2 protein-coding genes are annotated in these 24,245 nt (G+C 45.4%); both read left to right on the top strand.

What is annotated here, in order from left to right:
• Positions 1–11: 11 nt before the first annotated feature.
• Positions 12–16,508: a non-ribosomal peptide synthetase gene (locus tag MTN95_RS01310; protein WP_248336920.1), complete on the top strand. Its 16,497-nt coding sequence runs from the start codon at positions 12–14 to the stop codon at positions 16,506–16,508.
• 14 nt (positions 16,509–16,522) lie between these two features.
• Positions 16,523–24,217 (top strand): beta-ketoacyl synthase N-terminal-like domain-containing protein, encoded by a 7,695-nt coding sequence (locus MTN95_RS01305; RefSeq protein WP_248336696.1) that lies wholly within the window; start codon positions 16,523–16,525, stop codon positions 24,215–24,217.
• The last annotated feature ends 28 nt before the right edge of the window (positions 24,218–24,245 follow it).

Raw genomic sequence — 24,245 nt, 5'->3', positions numbered from 1 at the left:
ATCTTCAAAGCATGAAGCGTCAGTTGAAAAGCCCGCTTTCAGAAGGTCAAAAAGGGTTATGGATGCTTCAAAAAATGTCTCCTGATATGGGCGCATATAATATTCCTTTATGCTTTCGCGTCCGCAAAAAATTACATGTCGAGACGTTCAAGCAAGCCCTTCTGTTTGTACAGAAACAATATCCTGTTTTAACGAGTGTGATTCAAGAGGAAAATGGCATTCCATTTCAAACGGTGCAGCCGTTGCAGGCTCTTCATTTTGAGGAAGCGGATATCTCAGCTATGAATTCAGCTGAGGTATTGCCCTACCTAAAAGAAAAAGCTAAAGAACCTTTTCATCTGGAAACTGGTCCGTTAATGCGCACATATCTGTTTCATCAGTCAAACGAGGCATGCATTGTGCTTATCACGGTTCATCATATTATATTTGACGGTGTGTCAATGCTGACATTTATATCGACGCTTTTAGAGGCGTATCAACAATTGCTGCGAGGAGAAGAGCTGGTGCTGCAGACTTTACCGGCCGATTATCCTGACTTTGTTGACTGGGAAAATCGCATGCTGGGCGCTAGAGAAGGGGCTGAGCACCTTGCTTATTGGAAAGAGCAGCTGTCCGGGACGCTGCCTATTCTTGAGCTGCCGGCCGACCGTCCCCGTCCTTCAGCACAAAAATATAAGGGGCAAGCTTACAAAAGCTTGCTCCCTCATAACCTGAGCAAGCAAATAAAGTCGTTAGCCCGTTCTCATTATGTGAACGAATCTGTTGTGTACCTTTCTATTTATAAAGTGCTGCTGCATCACTATACAAAACAAAAGGACATCATTGTCGGAGTCCCGACAATGGGGCGGCCTGAAGACGGTTTTGAATCGATCATCGGGTACTTTATTAATATGATGGCTGTTCGGAGTAAAGAGCTAGGAACCCAAACATTTCATGAGTTCCTTCGAGACCTGCAGCTGACAGTGGCAGACGGACTTGACCATGCGGCATACCCGTTTCCGGCACTGGTAAGAGAACTGAATGTAGACCGCTCAGCAGCGGATTCTCCGATTTTTCAAACAGCCTTTCTCTACCAGAATTTCTTTCAGACAGCAGGCTTACAAAAAATGCTGGAACCATATCAAGCTCTTGGCATCAAATATATCGAAGACATTCGGCAAGAAGGGGAATTCGAGCTGGCGCTGGAAGTGTATGAACAAGAAAACGAAACAGTGCTTCATCTTCTGTATAACCCTGATATATATGAATTATCTACCATTGAAAGAATGATGGAGAACTACATCAAACTCACTGAAAACATCATTAACGATCCGTCTTTATCACTTGAAACATACTCTTTACAGTTAGATCAGGAACAAATCAGCTTGTTCGAGCAATGGAATGCGACAAAGACAAATGACTCCAAAGACAAGTGCATACATGAGATTTTTGAGGAAAAAGCGAAAAAAACCCCCGATGCGATAGCGGTCGTATTCGAAGAGGAGACTCTTACATATAAGGAATTAGATCAAAAAAGCACATCGCTGGCCATTTACCTTCAGGCACAGGGGGCTGGACCGGAACGCCCGGTAGGGATTTGTACAGAGCGTTCGTTTGATATGCTGATCGGAATTTTAGGGATTCTGAAAGCCGGCGGAGCGTATGTGCCTCTAGATCCGAACTTCCCTCAAGAACGATTAGCGTACATGCTCAAAGACAGTGAAGCGTCCATTGTCCTTACACAATCTAAAGCTCATGACAAAGTAAACAAATTAACTGATGACCATGTAAAAGTCATCAATATCGATTTGGCTTGCAGTCACACGGACACTGCTCAGCAAAAAAGTGAATTGAAACGAGAAGTCAAACCCCATCATCTCGCTTATATCATTTACACCTCGGGCAGTACCGGACAGCCCAAAGGAGTCATGGTAGAGCATCAGAGCATTATGAATACGCTGAATTTTCTTGAATCCCAGTATCCTGTCACTGCTGAGGACGCTTATTTATTAAAGACGAACTATGTTTTCGACGTATCCATATCGGAATTATTCGGCTGGTTTATCGGAAATGGCCGACTTATTATTCTTCCGCCAGATGGAGAGAAATCACCGCAGCAGTGCATGGATGTGATTGAAAAATATCAAGTGACCCATGTTAATTTTGTTCCTGCCATGCTGCATGTATTTTTAGAAATGGCGAAAGACAACAGGAAATTTACTGAAGAAGGACCAATCAAATACATGATGGTTGCAGGAGAAGCCTTTCCTAAGGAATTGGTGAAAAAGGCAGTATCGATCTTTAAAAACTGCCGTGTTGAAAATATTTACGGACCAACAGAAGCCTCCATTTACGCGACTTATTTTGGATGCGGAACAGGAGATATCGCCAGTCATCATACGCCAATCGGCAAGCCTGTATCCAATACGAAGATTTATATCGTGGACCAGCATTTGAAGCCTGTTCCGATCGGAAAACCTGGTGAGCTTTGTATCGCAGGCGACGGATTGGCAAGGGGCTATTATAACCAGCCCGGCCTGGCAGCGGAAACATTTATTGACAATCCGTTTGAATCTGGGACCAAGCTTTATAGATCCGGTGATTCAGCAAGATGGCTGCCTGACGGCAATATTGAATATTTAGGCCGTATTGACAGCCAGGTTAAAATTCGAGGTTTCCGAATTGAATTAGGTGCAATAGAAACGAAACTGAGTGAATATCCGGGCATTTTAGATCAGGCAGTAGTGGTCAAACAGCTGGAAGGACATAAAAAGCTGGCTGCATATTATACGGAGCAAAATGGACATCAGCCTATCGATCCAAACGATTTGCGACGCTGCCTGAAATCCAGCCTGCCGGAATATATGATACCTGCGCACTTTATCCGCCTGGATGAGATGCCGTTAACACCAAGCGGGAAAGTGAACCGCAAGGAATTGGAACATCGGAAGGTCATTTTAAATAATAGAAAAACACAACACTTACAGTTATCAGAAGTAGAAGGCAAAGTGCAGCTCATTTGGGAGGATATGCTGAAAGTCAGCGGTTTTGGGCCAGAGGACGGATTTTTCGATGTGGGAGGCGATTCACTTCTTGCCGTGGCCGTGGCGGAACGAATCCAAAAAGAATTTGACTGTGAATTCAGTGTAACGGAGCTGTTCGAGTACGCCAATATCAGGGCCATCAGCCAATATATTATTGAAATGAAAAACACAGCGGCGGCCATACCTCAAAATGAAAGCAAGCAGAATGTGACGAGGGTGAAACAAACGGAACAGACGGAACAGACGGAACAGCAAGCGCTGCCGCCGTATTTTGAAGACAGTATTGCCATTGTGGGAATCTCCTGCCAGTTTCCGGGGGCGAAAAATCATCATGAGTTCTGGAATCAAATCAAAGAAGGCAAGGAAAGTATTCAATTTTTTTCAAAAGAAGAACTGCGAGAAAATGGAGTGCCTGAAGAATTAATTCAACATCCTGATTACGTTCCTGTGCAATCTGTGATTGAGGGAAAAGATTTGTTTGACCCAGGTTTCTTTCAGATCTCTCCGAAAGATGCTGAGTTTATGGATCCTCAGCTTCGTCTCTTATTGCTGCATTCATGGAAAGCAATTGAGGATGCGGGTTATGTGGCAAAAGAAATTCCGGAAACAAGTGTGTATATGTCTGCAAGCAACAATTCCTACAGAACGTTATTGCCGAAGGAGAGAACAGGAGGTCATGAATCTCCGGATGGCTATGTCTCATGGGTATTAGCCCAAAGCGGAACGATCCCGACGATGATCTCGCACAAGCTCGGATTAAAGGGGCCAAGCTACTTTGTTCATTCCAATTGTTCTTCTTCACTAGTAGGTTTGTATCAAGCGTACAAAAGCCTAACAGCTGGTGAATCTGAATACGCGCTTGTTGGAGGCGCAACCTTGCACGCGCAGTCAGGAATAGGCTATGTGCATCAAAACGGATTGAATTTTTCAAGTGACGGGCATGTTAAGGCATTTGACGCCGCCGCTGACGGAATGGCAGGAGGAGAAGGTGTAGCTGTCGTCCTATTGAAAAAAGCTGTGGATGCGGTAAGAGACGGAGACCATATTTACGCCATCATGCGCGGAATAGGAATCAATAATGACGGAGCTGATAAGGCCGGCTTTTATGCTCCTAGCGTAAAAGGCCAAACAGAGGTCATACAGAGCGTATTGGACGAAACCGATATCCATCCTGAAACGATCAGCTACATTGAAGCACACGGTACAGGGACTAAATTAGGCGACCCTATTGAAATTTCTGCCTTAAACAAAGTGTACAAGCAATACACGGACAAAATACAATTTTGCGGAATCGGTTCGGTGAAAACCAATATCGGACATTTGGATACTGCCGCAGGGTTAGCCGGCTGCATTAAGGTTGCCATGAGCTTATCTCATAACGAACTTGCGCCAACTATCAACTGCCAGGAGCCGAATCCGAATATTCACTTTGACAGCTCTCCATTTTATGTTGTCCGCGAACGAAAATTATTACAGAAAAATCAAGGTGTACATCGGGCAGCTCTGAGCTCGTTTGGGCTTGGCGGAACGAACGCTCATGCCATATTTGAACAATATGAAAATGCCCAAGATACAAGAGCGGATAACGAAGGAAATCCTCCGTACCTCATTCCGGTATCGGCAAAGAACAGGGAGCGGCTGCAAGCATATGTAAAGGAACTGCTGACATTTGTCAGTCAAAATGATCTGACACAACACTCTTTAAGGGATTTGGCATACACCTTCCAGATCGGCAGGGAGGCGATGGACACCAGAGTTATTTTTATGGCGAGCGATATGGAAGAATGGAAGCTGCAGCTGGAGCGTTTTGTGGATGGACAACCGTTGACAGAAGGCTGTATTCAAGGAGAGAAAACGCGAGTGAAATCCGCTGATCTCTTGCTTGGAGATGAGGAAACGGAAGAACTGGTTGCATCATGGATGTCCAAAGGCAAACTGAAAAAGCTTGCCGAAGTGTGGGCCAAAGGTTTTCAGGTTGAATGGCGCCATCTTTACCCGAATGCGAAGCCGCGCCGCATGAGTCTGCCGACATATCCTTTTGCTGAAGAACGGTATTGGCCTGACATCAGCACGGGCAATCGTAAAACAGCCGTACCATCACGCTTGCATCCTTTGGTGCACCAGAATACATCTGTTTTATCGGAGCAGCGGTTCAGCTCCAGCTTCACAGGACAGGAGTATTTTATTGCTGAGCATATCATTAAAGGGATGTCGATTTTGCCTGCAGCTGTCACGCTTGAAATGGCAAGAGCCGCTATAGAACAAGGAATTGGCGGTTTAGATGATGAGGAATCCGGAATCCGCCTGAAACATGTGGTTTGGATGCGTCCGGTTGTAGCGGGAGATGAGCCGGTTACAGTAAACATCGGACTCTATGATGAAGACGGCGGACATATTCTTTATCGGATGTATGGTGAACCGGAATCCGCTGATGCAGACCCAATTGTATATAACCAGGGCATAGCGGAATTATTTCAGCCAAAGCATGCGGAGGTATTGGATCTAGGGGCGATAAAGAATCAATGTAATCAAGGCTTGATGGACACCTCCTTATTTTATGAAGGCATGATCGGAGCCGATTACGGTCCCGGATACAAGAGTGTGGAGACCGTTTATAAAGGAGACGGCCAGCTGCTTGCCAAATTATCGCTGCCGGGATCTGTCTCTCATACAGCAGCCGATTATGCTCTTCATCCAAGTTTATTGGATGGGGCGTTACAGGCGGCTGAATATTTGCAAAACGTCACCAGAGCGGAGCTTTCTGACAGTGAAGACTTTAAAGCTGCACTGCCATTTGCTTTAGAGGAGCTTGAAGTCTTTCATGAATGCGTTTCTGATATGTGGGTTTATGTTCAATTTAATTCAAAAAATAAACCGGGCGATCTGATACAGAAAGTTGATATTGATCTATGCGATGAGCATGGCAGCGTTTGTATACGGATGAAGGGGTTTTCGACGAGAGTGATGGAGGCTGACATACAAACAGAATCATCACATTCAGAAACCTTATTGCTTCAGCCCGTTTGGAAAGAACAAAAGGCTGGCGGAAAAGCGGATAAAGAATATGCAGAGCATCTCGTGTTCCTCTGTGAATGTGATCAGGATATGAGAAAAAAGATCGAAGCAGAAATGGAGCATGTCCATGTCTTCATCCTGGAAGCAAGGCCTGCTTCAGTGGATGGGCGTTTTCACTCGTATACGGAACAGGTGTTTAGAAAAGTGCAAGCGCTGATTCGCGAGAAACCGCAAGGAGATATTCTGATTCAGATCGTGACCTCCGCAGAAGGCGAGCAGCGATTGTTTTCTGGATTGACAGGGCTGCTGAAAACGGCCGAATTAGAAACGGCTAAGCTGACCGGACAAATGATTGAAATCAGCAGTGAAGAAAGCGGGGAAAGTATCGCCCGCAAACTGAAAGAAAATCAAATAAGCAGCGGCACCCATATCAGATATCAAAACGGCACACGATTTATTGCAGATTGGAGTGAAATGAAAGCGGCAAGCCGTAACATCAGCATGCCGTGGAAAAACGGCGGCGTTTATCTCATCACAGGCGGTGCCGGTGGCTTAGGCCTTATGTTCGCAAAAGAAATTGCTGAACAAACGAAAAATGCGACAGTCATTCTGACGGGCCGTTCACCTCTGACTGATAATAAAAGAGGGAAGATTGAAGAGCTTCGCGCCATAGGGGCCGAGATCACCTATCAGCAAATGGATGTTGCCGATAAAATCGCAGTGTACCAGTTAATGAACAATATCCATAAAGAACATGGCCGTCTTGATGGCATTCTTCATAGCGCGGGAATTATTAAAGATAGCTATTTGGCCAAGAAATCAGCAGAAGATTTGCATGACGTGCTGGCACCTAAAGTAAAAGGACTCGTTCACCTGGATGAAGCCAGCAAGGATTTGGCATTGGATGTTTTCATTCTCTTTTCATCTCTTTCGGGAAGTTTAGGCAGCATTGGTCAGGCTGACTATGCGGCAGCCAATGTATTTATGGATATGTATGCCGGATACCGCAGTACGCTAGCCGAACACGGTCAGCGGCATGGCAAAACGCTTTCTGTAAACTGGCCATTATGGAAAGAGGGCGGCATGAAGGTCGATCGTGAAACGGAGAAAAGACTTGTGCAGCTGGCCGGAATTGTTCCTCTGGAAGCAAAACAAGGCATACAGGCTTTTTATCAAGCGTTCAATAGTGAGGCAAGCCAGGTCATGGTGATGGAAGGCAACGTTCAGAAGATAAAACAAAACATGCTGTCAAAAACAGCCTCAGCACCTATTGAAAAGAGGGAAACAGAAAGCATGACTGAACCGGCAAAGAGCATTGACACAGGGAGTTTGCTGGATAAAGTAAAGGCGATGTTAAAGCGGGAGGTCGCCAAGCTATTAAAGGTTCCATTTGAAACGATTGATGACCATGCCGAAATGACGGTGTATGGGTTTGACTCCATTTCTATGACTGAATTCACCAACCATATCAATCGGGCATATAAACTGGCGCTGACGCCAACCGTCTTTTTTGACCATCCGACGATCCATGAGTTCGGCAAGCATTTGTCAGAAGAATATCAAGCGGTATTTGCGAAAACATTTGCTGTGCGGACCAGGTCAAAGGTTCAGGCTCAGCCTGCATTTGAACAGGATAAAACCATACATGTCACCTCAAAAAGACGCCGAAAGCAGCCGATTATGCTGCCGGCAACCATACAGAGTGAATCCGGTCCCGAGCCAATCGCAATCGTCGGAATAAGCGGCATTTTTCCAATGGCAAAAGATGTGGATGCCTACTGGAAGAACTTAAAAGAAGGCAAGGACTGCATGACGGAAATTCCGAAAGACCGCTGGGATTGGCGCGAATATGAAGGGGATCCTGCGAAGGAAGCCAATAAAACAAATGTAAGATGGGGAGGTTTTATTGACGGCATTGCGGAATTCGACCCATTATTCTTTGGCATTTCCCCGCGTGAAGCTGAACAAATGGAGCCACAGCAACGCTTATTATTGACTTACGCATGGAAAGCGATTGAAGATGCAGGGTATTCGGCAAAAAGTCTGTCAGGCACGAAAACAGGCGTATTCATCGGAACGGGTAATACAGGATACAGTTCTCTTTTATCTAAAGCGAACTCGGCAATAGAAGGGGCAGCGGCAGCTAACACGAGCCCGTCAGTCGGTCCGAATCGTGTCAGTTATTTCCTTAATCTGCATGGGCCGAGTGAACCTATTGATACGGCGTGTTCCAGTTCATTGGTAGCGATCCATCACGCCATTTCCTCAATCGAGGAAGGCACTTGTGACATGGCATTAGCCGGCGGCGTTAATACGATTATTCTGCCTGAGGTGTATATCAGCTTTGATAAAGCGGGTGCCCTGAGCAAAGAAGGCAAATGCAAGACGTTCTCAAATCGAGCTGATGGTTTTGCTCATGGGGAAGGAGCCGGCATACTGTTTCTGAAGAAGTTAAAAGCGGCCGAGGAAGCGGGAGACCATATTTATGGAGTGATAAAAGGAAGCGCAGTGAACCATGGGGGGCGTGCGGCGTCTTTAACGACGCCTAATCCGAAGGCCCAGGCGGAAGTCATTCAAACGGCATTCCAAAAGGCGGGAATCGATCCCAAAACGGTGACGTACATTGAGGCGCACGGAACAGGTACGGAGCTTGGAGATCCGGTTGAAATTAACGGATTGAAAGCGGCTTTTAAAGGGCTGGGTGTAAAAGAAGGAGACACTTCTGCCAATCATTATTGCGGCCTCGGTTCAGCGAAGACAAACATCGGTCATTTATCGCTTGCAGCCGGTGCAGCAGGAATTATTAAAATTTTAATGCAGCTTAAACACAAAACCTTAGTGAAAAGTCTCCATTGCGAGACTGTCAATCCGTATATTCAGCTTGAAAACAGCCCATTTTATATCGTTCGGGAAACAGAAGAATGGAAAGCGCTACAGAATGAGCAGGGGCAGAAGCTGCCTCGCCGTGCAGGCGTCAGTTCATTTGGTATCGGCGGGGTAAATGCCCACGTGCTCATCGAGGAATATATTCCGAAGGCGGACGCTGGCAACATACCGTCGATCACTTCTGAACATCCAGGTATTTTCGTCCTATCAGCTAAAAATGAAGCAAGACTGAAAGAATACGCACAGCAGCTGGCTGAAGCGTTAGACCAGCATATTTACAAAGACGAAGATCTCGCAAATATTGCTTATACGCTGCAAGCTGGGCGAGACGCGATGGAAGAACGGCTGGGGATCATTTCCGAGTCAATTGAGGATTTGCAAGACAAGCTAAAAGACTATGCAGCCGGCAAAAATAATGTGGAGAATGTGTATAGAGGGCGGATTGATAAAGGAACGCTGCAAATGCTGACGGAAGATGAAGAAATTCAAGAAGCGGTTGAAAAATGGATGGAGCGCGGAAAGTATGCAAAACTGCTGGAATTATGGGTGAAAGGGCTTGATGTGGACTGGGCGAAGCTGTATGGCGAGAATGAGCCGCATCGCATTAGCTTGCCTACATATCCGTTTGCGAAAGACCGTTACTGGATTTCTGATTATGTCGCAAAAAAGGGAAGCCTTGCAGCCGACAAAAAAGCATCTCACATCAGCGCATCTGTGTTACACCCATTAATGCATCAAAACACTTCGAATCTCTCGGAACAGCGGTTTAGCTCTATCTATACGGGAGAAGAGTTTTTCCTTGCAGATCATGTTGTCAAAGGCCAACGGATCTTGCCGGGAGTGGCCCATCTTGAAATGGCGCGGGCTGCCATTGAGCAGGCTGCAGAGGTACAAAACGGTCAGTATCGCATTACGCTCAAAAACACAGTGTGGGTGCGGCCGATTGTAGTCGGGGAGCAGCCGCTGCAAGTACACATCAGGCTTTTTCCGGAGGAGCATGGTGACATTACGTATGAAATCTACGGCAACCCGGAAACAGCCGGTGACAAACCAATTGTATACAGTCAGGGCGGGGCTGAATTACATCCTGCTGGGGATACGCCGGTCATTGATTTAGCATCCCTGCGCAAGAAGTGTCAGCAAACTCATTTCTCCGTAAACGAAGTATACGACACCTATAAAATGATTGGTTTTGACTACGGTCCCGCTTATCGCGGTGTAGAAAAGATTTATACAGCTGAACATTTTGTATTGGCAAGATTGTCATTGCATCCTTCTGTTTTAGATACAATTGGCCAATTCAGCATGCATCCGGGTCTGATGGACTCCGCTCTACAGGCATCCAGCATTTTGACAGGCACAGGAGATAACCGGCTGACGCTGCCTTTTGCGGTTCAAGAGCTTGAAGTCTTCGGGACATGCTCCTCGAACATGTGGGTATACGCCAGATACAGTGAAGGCAGCAAAGCAACTGATAAGGTGCAAAAGCGGGATATCGATATCTTAGATGAGAACGGCAATGTTTGCGTACGGATAAAAGGTTTGTCATTCAGAGCGGCAGAAAGCGACCCTAGATCAGCAGAGCCTGACCAAACAATGGAAACTTTGATGTTTGAGGAAAAATGGATGTCTAAGGAGATCGACAAAGACGGTCCGGAACCAGAATATGAACGGCATATTATCATGCTTTGTGAAATGAACAGACTCTCAAAAGACAGTATTGAATCAAAGCTCAAAGGAGCGGAATGTATAGTATTAGAGTCTTACCGGGAGGGTCTGGCAGAGCGATTCCAAGATTATGCCGAACAAGCGCTTGAGACGATACAGAGTATCCTCAAAAGCAAGCCGCAAGGCCATGTTCTGATCCAAATGCTTACTTCCGCGCAAAGAAAGCATTACTCTTTCTCAGGACTTTCGGCGCTCCTTAAAACGGCCGGGCTGGAGAATACAAAGCTGATCGGCCAGACGATTGAAATCGATACAAACGAAACTATGAATAGGATCGCAGACATAGTCCAAGAGAATAAAAGAAACACAGGAGATCAGCGCATTAAATATGAAAAAGGCAAACGGTACATCAATGAATTAAATGAAATTCATACGCCTGACCGTGAAATCAGATTGCCGTGGAGGGATAAGGGTGTGTACCTCATCACAGGCGGTGCAGGAGGACTTGGATTTATTTTTGCGAAAGAAATTGCAAGCCAAGTCAAACAGCCTGTTTTGATTCTTACAGGCAGGTCCGTGCTTAGCGCTGATCAGCAATTACAGCTTAGCGAACTGCAGCGTTTAGGTGCCCGTACAGAGTACAGACGGGTTGATGTGACTAAAACGGAGGCTGCGTCCGAGTTAATCACAAGGATCACAGCTGATTATGGCGACTTGCATGGCGTGATTCACAGTGCTGGACTGCTTAAAGACAACTATCTCATGAATAAAACAAATGAAGAACTTAAGCAGGTCCTCGCTCCTAAGGTAAAAGGGCTCGTAAATGTGGATGAGGCAACCGAGCATCTCGCGTTAGATTTCTTTATCCTTTTCTCTTCCATATCTAGTATCACCGGCAGCGCGGGACAGGCGGATTATGCAATGGCTAATGCATTTATGGACAGCTATGCCGCTTATCGTAATGCGCTTGTGACCGCCATGTACAGACACGGCCAAACATTTTCGATCAATTGGCCGCTGTGGAAAGAGGGCGGCATGCGTGTAAATAAAGAAACTGAAAAAATGACAATGAAAAATACGGGCGTTACGGCTATGCGAACCGAAACCGGCATTCAGGCACTTTATAAAGGATTGGCTTTTGGTAAAGATAACGTCATTGTCATGGAAGGTATCAGAGACATGATGAGAGAAAAGCTGTCTCAAAAGCAGCCTTCTGAAGATGTTCCGAATAAACCAGCGCAAGAACCGGTGACCCAGAAAGCAAGAATGGATCAAGGCAGCTTATTGGAACAAATACAAGACATTTTAAAGCAAGCAATCTCTCAATTGCTCAAAATCAAAACTGAAGAGATTGATCCGGATATGGAGTTTAATCAATATGGATTTGATTCAATCACTTTGACTGAATTCGCTAATATATTGAATGAACAATACAAGCTGGATCTGACCCCTACAATTTTCTTTGAGCATGCAACTGTTTCTGCCTTTGCCGCATATTTATCAGCAGAATATCAAGATACATTCTCGGCGCAATTTGCAGTACCTGTCAAGGAGGATCTGCCTGTACAGCCTGCGGAAAAAGCCATGAAAGACATCAGGTTTTCAACCGAAAACCGTTTTGGCAAACCAAAGGAGCTGCCAGTGAAGAAGGCAGCCGAGCATGCGCCTGAGCCCGAACCTATTGCCATTGTAGGAATGAGCGGAGTTTTCCCAAAAGCAAAGGATGTTGAGGAGTACTGGATGAATTTGAAAGAAGGCACAGATTGTATAACAGAGGTTCCAAAAGACCGCTGGGATTGGCGTGAGTACTACGGAGACCCGCTAAAAGAAGCAAATAAAACGAACGTCAAATGGGGCGGTTTTATTGATGGAGTAGCCGACTTTGATCCGTTGTTCTTCGGCATTTCTCCGCTGGAGGCTGAGCAGATGGAGCCTCAGCAGCGTCTATTAATGACCTATGCTTGGAAAGCGATAGAAGAAGCGGGACATTCAGCCCAAAGCCTATCAGGAACCAAAACGGGCTTATTCATCGGTACTGGAAACACGGGATACAGCTCTCTTCTCTCAAATGTAGATATCGAAGGCTCAGCAGCTGCTAATATGAGTCCTTCTGCCGGACCGAATAGAGTCAGTTATTTTCTGAACATTCATGGACCGAGCGAACCGATTGACACTGCATGTTCAAGCTCACTGGTCGCCATTCATCATGCAGTTTGTGCAATTGAAGCTGGAAACTGTGAAATGGCGATCGCGGGAGGCGTCAACACGGTTGTAACACCGCAAGGCCACATTGCCTACGATAAAGCAGGGGCTCTGAGCAAAGAAGGAAAATGCAAAACGTTCTCTGATAAAGCCGATGGATTTGCGGTCAGTGAAGGTGCAGGCATCCTCTTCCTGAAAAAACTAAAGGCGGCGGAACGCGACGGCGATCATATTTACGGTGTGATTAAAGGAAGTGCGGTAAATCACGGAGGCCGCGCGAATTCTCTGACGACTCCTAATCCGAAGGCTCAGGCAGAAGTCGTAAAAACCGCTTATTTCAAGGCGGGAATCGATCCGAGAACTGTGACGTATATTGAAGCGCATGGAACCGGAACGGAACTTGGCGATCCGGTAGAAATTAACGGGCTGAAGGCTGCATTTAAAGAACTGTACGAGAAAACGGGAGATCCTTCTGTTCATGCCAGCCATTGCGGACTGGGTTCAGCGAAGACAAACATCGGCCATTTATCGCTCGCAGCCGGTGTAGCCGGTGTCATCAAAATCCTGTTGCAGCTAAAACACAAAACGCTGGTAAAAAGTCTGCACAGTGAGACGATCAATCCGTATATCAGGTTGGAAGACAGCCCATTTTATATCGTGCAAGAATCCAGAGAATGGAAATCGCTGCGGGATGAAAACGGACGGGAGCTGCCTCGCCGAGCCGGAGTCAGTTCATTTGGCATAGGCGGTGTCAATGCCCATGTGGTCATTGAGGAATATATTCCAAAAGAAACTGCTCCTTCTGAACAAGCGCCAGCAGTGACATCACAGAATCCGGGCATCTTTATCTTGTCGGCAAAGGAAGAAGATCGCCTGAAGGACCAAGCACAGCAATTGGCGGATTTTATCAGCAAACATTCAATCTCAGATCGTGATCTCACTGATATTGCTTATACACTCCAAGAGGGGCGCGATGCAATGGAGGAGAGATTAGGGATTATCGCTGTCTCGGTTCAAGATTTACTGGAGAAACTGTACCTCTTTATAGAAGGACAAACCAATGCGACGAACATGTATAGAGGCAGGGCAAATAAAGGGATATTACAGACACTCAGGTCAGACGAAGACATTCAGAAAACACTCAAAAATGACTGGGAACCCGAAGTTTATACAAAACTGGTTGAATTATGGGTAGCAGGATTAAAAATAGATTGGAATAAAATGTATAACGGAAAACAGCCTAACCGCATCAGCTTGCCAACCTATCCATTTGCAAAAGAGCGCTACTGGATAACGGATATGAAAGAGGAGGCAATCACACAAAAGGCACCGACAAAAACTGTTGATACAGCAGTTTTGCACCCATTAGTACAAACCAACACTTCTGATTTGACAGAGCAGCGTTTCAGCTCAATCTTTACAGGCGCTGAGTTCTTTTTCAACGACCACAAGGTGAAGGGAAAGCCGGTCATGCCGGGGGTCACGTATCTTGAGATGGTGCATGCAGCCATTTCGCAGGCAGTGCGAGGGCTCAAAGATCATCAATCTGTCATTCATATAAAAAATGTTGTTTGGGTGCAGCCGATTGTGGCGGATGGTCAGCCTGTCCAAGTGCATATCAGTCTTGATCCTCAGCACGATGGTGAAATTGCTTTTGAAATCTTTACAGAAGACGGTGAGGGCGCACGAAAGGTACACAGTCAGGGCAGTGTTGAGATAAGAGAAGCAGGAAACATTCCTTCTCATCATATCAGCGCGCTGCAATCGCAATGCAGTCAAAGCACACTTTCAAATGAACAGTGCTATGAGTTATTTAAAGCGATCGGCATAGAATACGGGCTTGGTTTTCAAGGAATACAGCAGCTTTACATTGGCCGCAATCAAGCGTTGGCAGAGCTTTCGCTGCCGTCTGGTTTATCTCAAACGCTGAACGAATTTATTCTTCATCCAAGTATGACGGATTCTGCTTTGCAGGCGTCGATCGGGTTAAAGCTGAATTCCGGAGATGAACAGCTTTCATTGCCTTTTGCACTGCAGGAGCTTGAAGTATATAGCCCATGTACAGAAAACATGTGGGTCTCTGTCGCCTCGCGTCCAAACGAGGACAGAATACAAAGGCTGGATATTGATCTATGTAATGAACAAGGCCAGGTATGTGTAAGAATCAAGGGCATCTCCTCAAGAGTGATAGAAGAAGACATACAACGCCCTGAAAAAATAAAACCATCTGACAGCAAGGCGTCTCTTAATGGAGCGCTTCTAATGGCGCCGGTATGGGATCAAGTGCAAACGGAGAATAGCAGGATCATTCCGTCTGCTGATGAGCGTGTTGTCATTCTAGGTGGGGATGAAAACAGCAGAAACGCTGTACAAAGACAGTTCCCGCTTGCCAAAGAGCTGCACATCAAGCCGCATGATTCTATTCAACAGATGGCAAACCAGCTTGAAGCATTAGGGGCATTTGACCATATTGTGTTGATTTCTCCTTCCCATATTGCGGAGTGCGAAATCGGTGATGACATGATTGAAGCCCAAAACCAAAGCGTTATTCAACTGTTCAGGCTCATTAAGGCGATGCTTTCTTTAGGCTATGGAGAGAAGACGATAAGCTGGACGGTCGTGACAGCGAATACGCAATGTGTTGATCAGCATGACATTGTCAATCCAATTGATGCCGGTCTTCACGGTCTGATCGGCTCGATGGCAAAAGAATATACAAATTGGCAGACAAAGCTGATCGATGTAGATCGAAATGAGGATTGGCCGGTGGCTGAAATCTTTTCCCTGCCTTTCGACCAAGAGGGAAATACGTGGGCGTATCGGAACAAAACCTGGCACAAACAGCGTCTGATTCCTGTACACAGCAATCAGCCTGTGTACACCAAGTATAAACACGGAGGCGTTTATGTTGTCATAGGCGGTGCGGGCGGAATTGGAGAAGCTTGGAGCGAATATATGATTCGAACATACCAAGCGCATGTTGTTTGGATTGGCAGAAGAACAAAAGATGCATCCATTCAAAGCAAGCTGGACAGACTTGCGCGTTTAGGGCCGGCTCCGTTTTATATCGAAGCTGATGCCGCAAACCGAGAGGACTTGGAACGCGCTTATGCAGCCATCAAACAAATACATCGGGAAATCAACGGTATCATTCATTCTGCCATTGTTTTGCAAGACCAAAGCCTGATGAATATGGACGAGGAACGTTTCAGAAATGTTCTTTCTGCAAAAGTGGATGTAAGTGTGCAAATGGCTCAAGTCTTCCAGAAAGAGCCGTTGGACTTTGCTTTGTTTTTCTCTTCCGTACAATCATTTGCAAGAGCTTCAGGACAGAGCAATTATGCTGCCGGCTGCAGCTTTAAGGATGCTTTTGCTCATCGGCTTTCACAAGTATGGCCTTGTACAGTAGCTGTGATCAATTGGAGTTATTGGGGCAGCATTGGTGTTGTTTCCTCACCTGATTATCAGCGAAGAATGGCGCAGGCGGGCATAGGCTCCATTGAAGCCCCTGAAGCGATGGAAGCGTTGGAACTGCTGCTCGGGGGGCCGCTGAAACAGCTTGTGATGATGAAGATGGCGGACTGCGAAACGGGCAATGACTCAGGACAGAATGACGAAACAATTGAGGTGTATCCGGAAACTCACAGCTCCGCCATTGAGAAACTGCGAAGCTATCACCCGGGAGACAGCACAACGATACAACAACTGTTATAGGAGGGGAAGCGCCAATGCGAAACACAGAAGACATTCTCTGTAAGATGCTGTTAGCACAATTGCAGTCCATAGGATTTTTCAAGGAAAATAAGCCCCAGCCGGTGCTGCAGAATTTCTATGGCAGATGGTTTGAGGAGAGCCTATCGATTTTGGAGCGGCATGGTTTTCTTCAACAAACGGCAAATGGATACGCCGTAACCCGCTCAACAGAGGACATAAATGAATTGTGGAACGAATGGGATGAAAAAAAAGCAGACTTGCTTCAAGACAGTAACATGAAAGCCATGGTGGTGTTAGTAGAGACTGCACTTAAAGCCTTGCCGGATATTCTGACCGGCAAGGCATCTGCCACCGATATCCTTTTTCCGAACTCATCTATGGAGTTAGTGGAAGGAATCTATAAAAACAATCAAGTCGCAGACTATTTTAACGATGTGCTGGCAGACACCTTGGCTGCCTTTATGCAGGAGCGTTTAAAGCAAGAGCCTGAAGCAAGGATTCGTATACTAGAAATCGGAGCAGGAACAGGCGGTACAAGCGCGGCAGTTTTTCAAAAAATGAAACCCTATCAGTCGCATATAAAAGAATATTGCTATACAGATCTCTCCAAAGCGTTTTTACTGCATGCGGAAAAAACGTACGGTCCGGACAACCCTTATTTGACGTATAAGGTATTTAATGTGGAAGAGCCGGCGGCTGAACAACATATAGAAGCGGGCGGATATGATGTGGTTGTCGCTGCAAATGTGCTTCATGCGACGAAAAATATCCGGCAGACATTGAGAAATGCCAAAGCGGTTTTGAAGAAGAACGGCCTGCTCGTTCTGAATGAAATTAATGACCATAATATATATTCACACCTGACCTTTGGCTTGTTAGAGGGCTGGTGGCTGTATGAAGATCCCGATCTGCGTATCCCGGGGTGCCCCGGTTTATATCCAGACACATGGAAAATGGTGCTTGAGAGTGAGGGCTTTCGTTATGTTTCCTTTATGGCTGAACAATCACATCAGCTCGGCCAGCAGATCATCGCAGCGGAAAGTGACGGAATCGTCCGTCAAAAAACGCGAACAGAAAAACCAGCAGAAGAAATTATAGATTACCATCTAGATGAACATCATTCTCAAACGAAGGATAGTGATGAGGATTCTCTTCTTGAACAAACGACACAATTTGTGAAACATACGTTAGCAAAATCAATAAAACTATCACCGGAGCGTATACATGCAGAAACAACGTTTGAGAAGTATGGAATCGATTCTATTTTGCAGGTGAATTTTATTCGTGAGTTAGAAAAACTGACGGGTGAGCTTCCGAAAACAATTTTATTTGAACACAGCAATACGAAAGAACTCGTCGATTTTCTGATAAAGGAGCATGAAGGGAAGCTGCGGACATCACTGCTGAAAGAAAAATCACAGCCCGCAAATAAAGAAACTTCTATTCAAGTGAAGCCAGTAAAATCTGAACAGCCGTTTACATATGAAACGCGCCGTTTTAGCGGAGACCAGCAGCTAATTAAAACTCAGCAAGCAAAGGCGAATCCAAAATCAGAAACCGAAACAGCGAAAAACATAAAGGCAATCCCTTCTCATAGAACTACACCGAATCATTACGGCACAGAAGATATTGCAATTATCGGCATAAGCGGACGTTATCCGATGTCTGAAAACGTAGAAGAGCTCTGGGAGCATTTAATAGCTGGGGATAATTGTATTACAGAGGCTCCGCAATCAAGATGGCGGACATCTTTAGTAAACACTTTGTCGAAAGAATCATTACAATCGGCAGATAAGAAGCGCTACGGCGGATTTTTAAAAGACGTACATGCGTTTGATCATCATCTTTTTGAAGCGGATCAGAATCAAGTAATGGAAATGACGCCGGAACTTCGTTTATTTTTAGAAACCGTCTGGGAAACTTTTGAGGACGGCGGCTATTCCCAAATCCGATTAAATGAACTGCAGGACAACGGAACGGGAGTAGGTGTCTTTGTTGGAAACATGTATAATCAGTATTTTTGGAATATCCCTTCATTAGAACAAGCGGTGCTGAGCTCTAATGGCGGAGACTGGCATATTGCAAATCGCGTTTCTCATTTTTTTAACCTGACAGGACCAAGTCTGGCTGTCAGCTCCGCATGCTCCAGTTCATTAAACGCAATCCATCTTGCATGTGAGAGTTTGAAACTGAAAAACTGTTCGATGGCAATAGCCGGCGGTGTCAATTTAACACTGGATCTCTCAAAATATGATGCACTGGAGCGCGCAAATCTTTTAGGGAACGGACATCAAAGCAAGAGCTTTGGAACAGGAAGCGGGCTTATTCCGGGTGAAGGTGTCGGAGCCGTCCTGCTAAAACCGCTCTCTAAGGCGATAGAAGATCACGACCATATTTATGCCGTCATCAAAAGCAGCTTTGCCAATCATAGCGGCGGAAGGCAGATGTATACAGCGCCAGACCCGAAGCAGCAAGCTGCATTAATCTCCAAGTCCATTCAGCAATCCGGCATTGATCCGGAAACAATCGGCTATATAGAATCTGCGGCAAATGGTTCAGCGTTAGGCGACCCGATTGAAGTAATCGCACTATCTAATGCATTTCAACAGTATACAAATAAGAAACAGTTTTGTGCGATAGGCTCTGTAAAATCGAATCTTGGACATTTGGAGGCGGCTTCCGGCATTTCTCAGCTCACGAAAGTTCTGTTGCAGATGAAAAAGGGGACGCTTGTGCCGACGATTAATGCAACCCCTGTCAATCCAAATATTAACCTGGAAAACACAGCATTTTATCTGCAAAAACGAACGGAGCCGTGGCAGCGGTTAAAAGATCCCGATACAGGAAAGCATCTGCCCAGAAGGAGCATGATTAATTCTTTCGGAGCGGGAGGGGCCTATGCGAATCTCATTATAGAAGAATTTATCGGCGCTGCATCTGAGCAACAACATCCAGTGCCTCACCAGCAGGAATATCTGGCCGTTTTTTCTGCGAAAACGAAATGGAGCCTGCTCAGCTATCTCGAAAAACTGCGAGTGTTTTTAGAAAAAAAACCATCTTCTTCTATTGGATCAGTTGTACGCTCACTGCACAGGATCAACCATGACTTAGAACATCGGGCTGCATTTTCGGTATCGTCGACGCAGGAATTGATTGAAAAACTAGAGATTCTCCAAAAAACAAAAGAAAGCTCACTCCAGGATGGTATCTATACATCCTTTGATTTACAATCAGATGCGATTTCTACGAATGCAGGGTCTGCTCATGAAGAAACAAGCTTAACTGCACAGCAATGGGCTGCGGGGGCTTCGATTCATTTTGACCATATACATCAAGGGAATGAAACTGGCTGGATCAATCTGCCTCACTATGCATTTGACCATCAAACAGTCTTTCAATTTGGTGCCCTGCCTCATGAAGAAGGGAAAAGGCATGATGAGCAAACGGTTAATCATCCGCTGATACAAGCTTCATTCGAATACGATGAGCCTTACGTTCAAGGCCATGTGTTCAACAAAGAACGGGTGCTCGTCGGTGCAACCTATGCAAGTCTTGCGATTGACGCATTTTTTGAAATGTTTCCTGAGGAAATCAGCGGCCGTATCAGTAAATTAAGTTATCTAAATCCTGTTGTCATAAACCAGGGGCAAACAATTGAAGTAAAAGCTGATCCTCTTCAGAAAGATCATGCAATCGATTTGCAAATCATGTATCGTGAGCGGGCATCTGAGACGTGGAAGCCTGCCGCAATCGGGCAATGCCAAAAAGATCATTTTGAAACAAAAAAAGTCAATATCGAAAGCGTAAAACGTTCGTTAACCGAGCTGGATCATATTGACCAAATGTATCAAACCATCGACGGCGGCGCTGAGTGGGGAGACTTGTATAAAACCATCACTCATCTGTACAGAGGCAATAATTCAATCCTTGCAAAAGTGCGTTTGTCTCAAAACGGCATGACAAATGCGCATCATTACACTGTCAGCCCATTGATTACAAACAGTGCTTACCTGGCAATTCTCAGTTTCATAGAACAATTAGACATAGAGGGGCATTTCTTGCCATTTGGAATCAACGATATTCAATTCACAAAAAATAAAATAAGAGAAGATTGCTGGCTTTTGATTACTTTCGTTAAGAATACCGGTGACATGCTGCTGTTTGACATAGACGTGATGAATGAAGCGTCAGAGACGGTGCTGCGCTATTCAGGTTACTCTTTAAAGCAATTCCGCTTAACAGATCGAGGAAGCAAAGAGGAAAATCAGGAAGTTCAAATACACGATATAAGAGACCGTATTCGAAGCTATATCACAGATAAACTGGCTGAGAAGACGGCCAATCCATCAAAACTGTCTCTTGCAAAAGTTCATATCATGGATTTAGGGATCGATTCTTCCCAATTGATTGCGTTGACAAGAGAGCTGGAATCAGAGACAAAGATTGAGCTAAACCCTACATTGTTTTTTGAATATCCGACTCTTCAAGAACTGGCCGATTTTTTTGCCGAAAAACATGAAAAATCCTTTGTTCAATTGCTTGGAGGGGCCAAGCAACAGCAGGAATCCCCGAATATAAAAGAAAATAAAATAAAGCAAATGCAAACCTATGAAAGAAAGACGGATGAAACAAAAGAATATACGGCAGACGGTATAGCCATTATCGGCATGTCGGGGCAGTTTCCAAAAGCAAACAATGTAACGGAATTTTGGGATAACCTGATTCACGGGAGGAATTGTATTTCTGAAGTGCCGGAAGAACGCTGGGATTGGCGAAAATATACCGAAAAAACTGATGGGAAGCAGTCAAGCCTCCAATGGGGCGGGTTTATAGAAGGCATAGGTGAGTTTGACCCGCTGTTTTTCGGCATTTCACCGAAAGAAGCAGCGACAATGGATCCCCAGGAGTTTCTGCTTTTGACACATGCGTGGAAGGCGATGGAAGACGCCGGTATAACAGGCCAAGCCTTATCCAGCTGCCCGACAGGAGTTTTTGTCGCAGCCGGCAATACAGATGCGGCTGTGATTCCTTCCTTAATGCCAAACCGCATTTCCTATGCGCTGAATGTAAAAGGGCCAAGTGAATATTATGAGGCTGCCTGTTCCTCAGCTCTCGTCGCTTTGCACAGAGCGATTCAATCCATTCGAAACGGCGAATGTGAGCAAGCCATTGTTGGCGCTGTGAACCTTCTGCTCTCACCAAAGGGCTTTATCGGCTTTGATTCAATGGGATATTTGAGTGCGGAAGGGAAAGCCAAGTCCTTTCAAGCAGGGGCGAATGGATTTGTTCGAAGTGAAGGTGCAGGGGTTCTCATCATTAAACCTTTACAAAAAGCCATTGAAGACTCTGATCATATTTATTCTGTCATTAAAGGGACAGGTGTATCGCATGGTGGCAGGGGAATGTCACTGCACGCGCCTAATCCGATCGGAATGAAGGATGCGATGAAGAAGGCTTACCAAGGGTCGCAAGTAGATCCGAAAACTGTGACTTATATAGAAGCGCACGGGATCGCCTCGCCAGTGGCTGATGCTATAGAAGTGGAAGCGTTGAAATCGGGATACAGACAGCTCGAATCGGAGCATTCACACCAACTGCAAGGAGAAATGCCATGTTACATCAGCAGCTTAAAGCCGAGCATCGGGCATGGAGAACTGGTCTCAGGCATGGCTGCTCTTATGAAAGTCAGCATGGCGATGCAGCATAAAACAATACCTGGTATTCCCGGTTTTAATTCATTGAATGATCAGGTGTCAATAAAGGAAACACGTTTCCGGATGATTGACGGAAATCAGCAGTGGGAAGAAATACAGGATGATGCAGGCAGAACGATACCACGCAGAGCAAGCATTAATAGCTATGGTTTTGGAGGAATAAACGCGCACATCATCTTAGAAGAATATGTTCCTTCTCATACAGAACCAGCAATTGAACATACAGATGAGCCGCACATTGTGGTGCTTTCTGCAAAAAACCAAGACAGACTAAGAGCCGTTGTTCAACAGATGCTTGACTATGTAAAACAGCAAAAAGAACTGTCTTTACAAAATTACGCTTACACACTTCAAGTCGGACGAGAAGAGATGAGTGACCGGATGGCCTTGGTCATCCGCAGTAAGGATGAACTCGTACTCGGATTGGAAGAGTACTTAACAGCTGCGGAAAAAGCCGAAAAGCCGAAAAGCACTGTACCTTGCTTTATCGGAAATTCAGAAGAAGGCTTGTCAGATATCGGCGCCTTGCTTGAGGGAACATTGGGCGATATCGTGATGCAGACACTATTGTCTGAAAACCATCTTGAAAAGATCGCGTTTTGCTGGGCAAAAGGAGTGCAAATTCCATGGGAGCAGCTTCATCAAGGAAAAGGTGCGCGGAGAATATCATTGCCTGCCTATCCGTTTGAAAAAAGAAATTGCTGGAATGGCTTTCTGTCACCAGAGATAGCACCTGCTTTTTCAAATGATGAGATTCCCCTTCACAAAAGAAACGATATTCAAATGATATCTGATGTATTGGGCATGACGCCTAAAGAATTAAATCCTCAAAAGGCATTACAAGATTACGGGTTTGATTCTATCGTTTGTATACAGTTATTGCAGCAATGGCAAGCAGAAGCTGGCCTGTCAATCAGCCTGGCAGAGCTGCAAACGTGTCAAACCGTGCAGAATATGGTGGACTTGATAGCAACAAAACGGGAAAACACAGTACAAGACCAGTCAGTCCAGACTGTCAGCCGGTCATTTCCGGAATTAATACCGTTAAACGATGGCAAGCGGGGGCGCCCTGTATTTTGGTTTCATGGAGGAGTAGGCGGTGTAGAAATCTATACGCCATTTGCGAAGAAAAGCCAGCGTCCTTTTTACGGCATTCAAGCCAGAGGCTTTATGACAAATCATGCTCCTTTACACGGAATTGAACAAATGGCTTCCTATTATATAGACATTATTCGAGCCGTACAGCCGGAAGGCCCTTATGATGTAGGCGGATATTCCTTAGGCGGACTGCTCGCATATGAAGTAACACGCCAGCTGCAAAGCCAGGGGCTTGCTGTAAAAAGCATGGTCATGATTGATTCCCCTTACAGTCCTGGACGTGAACAAAATGAGCCTTCTGTAAAAACATCAATGCTTCAAACGATAAATACGATGCTGGCATCTATTGTTCAGCCGGAAAAGCTTACAGACGTTCTCATCAGCCGTGAAGAGGTAGATGTTGACAGAGAGGAAGAGGAATTTTTAACTGAACTGATTGGTTTAGCAAGAAAGCGGGGATTAAACAAACCGGAGAAGAGAATACGGACTCAGCTTAACCAAATGGTCAAAGCTCAGCATGCTTATGAATTTGAGGCGTACACTGTGCAGCCGCTTGTGGATCCTGAAGCGGTAAAATGTTATTATTTCCGCAATAAAAGCAGGTCATTCCTTGGAGACTTGGACATTTACTTTGCCATTTCAAATGAAAAAATACCGTTGGATGATACTGCCTACTGGGAGGAATGGGAGCGGCAAATCCCTCAATTCCATCTTGTGGATGTCGATTCCAGCAATCACATGATGATGTTAACAGAATCTAAAGCGTCCAGCGCCATGCTGGAGTTTTGTGAAAAACTATACTCAAACAGAGGCGTAGTAAACGCGAATTTCCTTAAGGCTTTTCGCAAAAAACATGAAGCCAGCGAAGAAAACGCAGATGAATTGGTAAAGCGCTGAGAAAATATAAAATCCCCCTTTAAAAGGG

Origin of the sequence: Bacillus sp. 2CMS4F (assembly GCF_023161785.1) — a bacterium.
Taxonomy (GTDB): Bacteria; Bacillota; Bacilli; order Bacillales; family Bacillaceae; genus Bacillus; species Bacillus halotolerans.
This window is presented reverse-complemented; position numbering and strand designations above follow the sequence as displayed.

What these genes read in the sequence shown, in the direction of transcription:
- MTN95_RS01310 (WP_248336920.1), top strand. Translation starts at nt 12, where the DNA reads ATGAAGCGTCAGTTGAAAAGCCCGCTTTCAGAAGGTCAAAAAGGGTTA.
- MTN95_RS01305 (WP_248336696.1), top strand. Translation starts at nt 16,523, where the DNA reads ATGCGAAACACAGAAGACATTCTCTGTAAGATGCTGTTAGCACAATTG.